Source organism: Microcystis sp. M53603_WE2 (assembly GCF_030065435.1).
The window spans coordinates 1-1,574 of the sequence record NZ_JASJFF010000496.1; the positions used below are offsets into that span (position 1 = coordinate 1).

General features: G+C 44.9%; 2 protein-coding genes. One reads left to right on the forward strand and one right to left on the reverse strand.

The window, feature by feature from the left end; translation table 11 throughout:
- Positions 1 to 288: 288 nt before the first annotated feature.
- Complete coding sequence (locus tag PX481_RS10325; RefSeq protein ID WP_043999542.1) at positions 289 to 711, forward strand: hypothetical protein; 423 nt, start codon at positions 289 to 291, stop codon at positions 709 to 711.
- 22 nt (positions 712 to 733) lie between these two features.
- Here PX481_RS10325 and PX481_RS10330 read toward each other — a convergent pair whose 3' ends face one another.
- On the reverse strand, positions 734 to 1,264 hold the full coding sequence (locus PX481_RS10330) for an ATP-binding cassette domain-containing protein (protein ID WP_288027841.1): 531 nt from the start codon (positions 1,262 to 1,264) through the stop codon (positions 734 to 736).
- Positions 1,265 to 1,574: the final 310 nt, after the last annotated feature.

Sequence of the window (1,574 nt, forward strand, 5' to 3'; positions counted from 1 at the left end):
AGTTTTTATGTGGGTCAACATCTCTATCATTGGCTCCAGCTACATCAAATGTTCCCAAAAAATATAGAAGAGCTAATGCAAATTAGCCGCTATCGGTTGAAGGATTACATCAAGGGACAAAGAGCTATATCGCTTGCCCTATCTACCTTCTAGCTCGCTTGTCCCCCTCTCAGGTGGCAACGAGGTCTATACTGATAGTTTCTTCGGCAAAATAGCCCTAAAAGTCTTACCCGATAAACATTTCACGATTCCATAAGCAAAAATTATCACACAAAGTCGAGAAGAGCCATGAATACGAATAACGATAGACAACATCTCAAATTATTATCAATCTTCCACTATATTGTGGGAGGGATTCTTGCCTTTTTCTCTCTCTTTCCACTTATCCACTTTACTATCGGTTTACTCATCATTACCGAATCTATTTCAGTACATTCATCTGGGAATTTACCGCCTCAAGCAGCCGGATATATTTTCGCCGCTGTTGGTGGCCTACTTTTCATATTAGGAGAAGTTTTTGCTATTGCTACCATTGTATCGGGGCGATTCCTCAAACGCCGCCAGAGATACTGGTTTTCCTTCGTTATGGCCTGCATCCTCTGCTTATTCACTCCCTTGGGGACAATCCTCGGAGTCTTCACGATTATTGTTCTCTCCCGCCAGTCCGTCAAGGATCTATACGGGCTTCCTAATGCAGATACCGTTAATTAACATCTCCAAATGAGAGCGGCCTTCAATAAATAGGCTTAGTAGCAGCCGCCGTCAGGCTCAATAAGAAAGCCACGAACTGGATACTGAAAATAATAAATGCTATCAACTGACCCAGGGATAATTGAGCGGCGAGGACTGGGGAAGCCCCATACCAGAAAAGGAAGAGTACGATTAGGGTCAAAGGCAAGCGGAAAGAAAGAGGAAGAGGTTCTGAACCAGACTCGGCTACCAATCTGTTTCTTTTGAGAAGGTAATAGGTTCCACAGGCTAGGGCAGTTAGTCCAGTGGAAGCAAAGGCAAGTTGAGGACTGTAAATAGCCATTAATGATAGCATGGCCAAGACTTTAGGGAGTGTGACAGCGACTTTGAGAAAGAGTTTCCTAGCCAGACCGTTGCCTATGATGGCGGCGGTGAGAGCGGTTAGGCCGATCTCCGAGGCACTGGCAAAGAGAGTCGTCACTATCAAGAAAACACCCCAAAAGTTGAGAGCCTCAGGCGAGTTCTGGATGATGACCTTATCGATAATCACCTGAATGACTAAGGGGATAGACAACCAGAACAGAGTACCGAAGGCACTTAAAAAGAAGACGGTTATCGATAAGAGCAGTTGAATGATAATTGTTACTCCCCGAAGCTAAACTCACCGGATGAACGATCCAGGCTAGACATACCATAAAATATTTAGCCACAAAAAAGCACCCCCTTGCGGGAGTGCCTTTTCGTTCAGACTAGGAATTAACCATTGATAGCAGGAGCAATCAGAGCTACAGGAGCCTGTTCACCACTAGCCAAGTCTAAGGGGAAGTTGTGTGCATTACGCTCGTGCATTACTTCCATACCGATACCAGCGCGGTTTAACACAT